Source organism: Micrococcus sp. KRD077, assembly GCF_017168505.1.
In the GTDB taxonomy this organism is placed as follows: domain Bacteria; phylum Actinomycetota; class Actinomycetes; order Actinomycetales; family Micrococcaceae; genus Micrococcus; species Micrococcus luteus.
The window spans coordinates 1-2,620 of sequence record NZ_JABFAZ010000069.1; the positions used below are offsets into that span (position 1 = coordinate 1).

A 2,620-nucleotide genomic window follows, 5' to 3' on the forward strand; every position below is an offset into this window, starting at 1 on the left:
CCCTCGGGCGGGGCGGGGCCGACGACGCCGCCCCGCCCCGCCCGAGGGCGGCCGGCGGTTCCCGTGGCCCCGCACCGGCCCGGCCGAGCCGGAACGCACGCAGGTCGCCGCGCCGCCGCTCGCCGCACCCGCAGCGGGCCCCGACGGGCTGGACGCCGCCGTCGTGCGCCGGCGCGTGGCCGAGGCCCGTGCGTCGGCCGCGGACGGCGCGGAGCCGCCGCTGGCCCCGCTGATCGCCGAGGCCCTCGACGTGCCGATCGACGACCCGCGCGTGGCGGCGCTGGTCGATGAGCTCGACGGCTTCGGCCCGCTCGCACCCTGGGTGCGCACCCCGGGCGTGACCGACGTGCTCGTGGACGGCGCGGGCGCGGTGTGGACCGACGGGGACGGGGGCCTCGTCCGCCGCCCCGATCGGCTCGACCCCGAGACCGCCCGGGCGCTCGCGGTGCGGCTGCTGCACCGGGCCGGCCGCCGCCTCGACGCGGCGGTGCCGCTGGCCGACGCCCGCGTGGGCGGCGTGCGCGTCCACGCGGTCCTGCCCCCGGTCAGCGGCGGCGGCACCCTGCTGAGCCTGCGGATCCCGGCCGCGGCGACGCCGTCGCTGGCCGCGCTGGCCGACGGCTGGCCGGACGGCGCCCTCTGGGCCGACGCCCTCGAGGCGCTCGTGCGCGACCGCGCCACCGTCCTGGTCAGCGGCGCGACCGGGGCGGGCAAGACCACGCTGCTCTCCGCGGCCCTCGGCCGGGTGCCGGGGGACGAACGGATCGTCGTCGTGGAGGACACGGCCGAGGCCGCGCCCGATCACCCGCACGTGGTCGCCCTGCAGTGCCGCGCCGCCAACGCGGAGGGCGCCGGCGAGGTCGGACTGGCCGAGCTCGTCCGCCACGCCCTGCGGATGCGGCCGGACCGGCTCGTGGTCGGCGAGTGCCGCGGCGCCGAGGTGGCCGACGTCCTCACCGCCCTGAACACGGGCCACCAGGGCGCGTGGGGCACCCTGCACGCCAACGCCGCCGCCGAGGTGCCCGCCCGGCTGACGGCCATGGCCTCCCTGGCCGGCTGGCGGCCCGAGACGGTGGCCGCGCAGGCCCGCGCCGGCGTGGACGCCGTGCTGCACCTCGCCCGCGACGGCCACGGGCGGCACCCCGTCGAGCTCGCCGTCCCGGACCCGCGCGCCGACGGGTTCGCCCTGCTGCCCGCCCTCACGTGGCGACCCGGGACGGAGGCGGCGGGCGGGCGGACCATCGAGGGACCCGGCGTGCCCGCGCTCGCGGCCCGGCTCGCGGGGCGGAGCGGCCGGTGAGCACGACGACGGCGGCCGGGCAGGCACGACGGTCGCGCGCTGGGCGTGCCGCGGCGCTGCTGCCCTGGCGGGCGGGGCGGCCGACGCCGGAGGAGGAGACGGAGGTGCTCGTCGGCGTGCTGCGCCGCTGGGCCGCCCTCGTCTCGGCCGGCCTGACCGAGGAGCAGGCCTGGCGGGAGACCGCGTGCACCCTGCCCGCCTGCGGGCCGGGCCCGAGCGAGGCGGGCACCGCGTGCTGTGCCCATCACCGCGCCCGACGCCGGGCCGAGGCACTGGCCTGGGATGTGCCGGCGTCGCATGCGCCGACCGGGGAGGCGGCGCGCGGCGGCGGGACCCTGCCCTGGCGGACCCCCGCACGGGACCCGGGCTGGGCGCTGGTCGACGCGGCGCTCGCGGCCGGGGCCCGGGCGGGTGCCGCTCCCGCTGCCGTGGCCCGGCGGCTGGCCCACAGTCTCGAGGCGGACGTGGACGCGGCCCGGGCCCGCCGCTCGGCCGCGGCGGGGCCGGGCGCGACGTCCCGACTGCTGCAGTGGCTGCCCCTGGGCGGCCTCGGCCTCGCGTGGCTGCTCGGCACCTCCCCGTGGGACCTGGCCCGCTCGCCCTTCGGTGCCGTGGTCGCCGCGGTGGGGCTGCTGTTCTGGCTGGCCGGGCGGTCCTGGACGCGCCTGCTGCTGCGTGCGGCCGCGCGCGAACCGGCGGCGGTGGGCGCCGCCGTCGTGCTGGACGTGTTGGCGGCGCTGCTCAGCGCCGGCCGATCCCTGCCCGCCGCGCTGGACGACCTCGGCCGAACCCTGCCGGGCGCCCGCGGCCTGCGCACCACCGCGACGCTGCTGCTCTGGGGCCGGGACTGGGACGAGGCGTGGGCGGGGCTCGACACGGACCCGGTGTGGATCGAGACCGCCGCCCGGCTGCGGCCGCTGCACCGGTCCGGGATGGCCGGCGCCCGCACGCTGGCCGAGACCGCCGCTGCCGTCCGTCAGCAGACCCGGCGGGCCGACGAACGGGCGGCCGAGGAGCTCGCCGTGCGCCTGGTGATGCCGCTGGGGCTGTGCCTGCTGCCCGCCTTCGTGTGCTGGGGCGTGGTGCCCGTCGTCATGGCCCTGCTCGGGGCGGGACCGGGCTGAGGCCGTGGCGACGCCAGGGCGTCCGGTCCTGCACAGGGCCCCGATCGCCCCGGCCCATCCCCGGATCCGCATCGCCCCCGGCGCGCGGGCCCCGGAGCGGGCCAGCCTGGGACCAGCGGCCCGGCCGGGCCGTCACCACCGCCCCGCACCGCGGGGCCCACTCCAGGAGGACCACCATGACCCACCGCTCCCACAC

Annotated in this window: 2 protein-coding genes; both read left to right on the forward strand. The window is 81.1% G+C overall.

All coding sequences use genetic code 11. The annotated features are described in order from the left end of the window. Positions 1-1,300, forward strand: a 1,300-nt coding sequence (locus J1M39_RS11360) for a CpaF family protein (RefSeq protein ID WP_206496809.1), incomplete at its 5' end; no start/stop codon positions are given. Further along, positions 1,297-2,424: a type II secretion system F family protein gene (locus J1M39_RS11365; protein ID WP_206452673.1), complete on the forward strand. Its 1,128-nt coding sequence runs from the start codon at positions 1,297-1,299 to the stop codon at positions 2,422-2,424. The genes J1M39_RS11360 and J1M39_RS11365, both read left to right, overlap by 4 nt. Positions 2,425-2,620 lie beyond the last annotated feature (196 nt).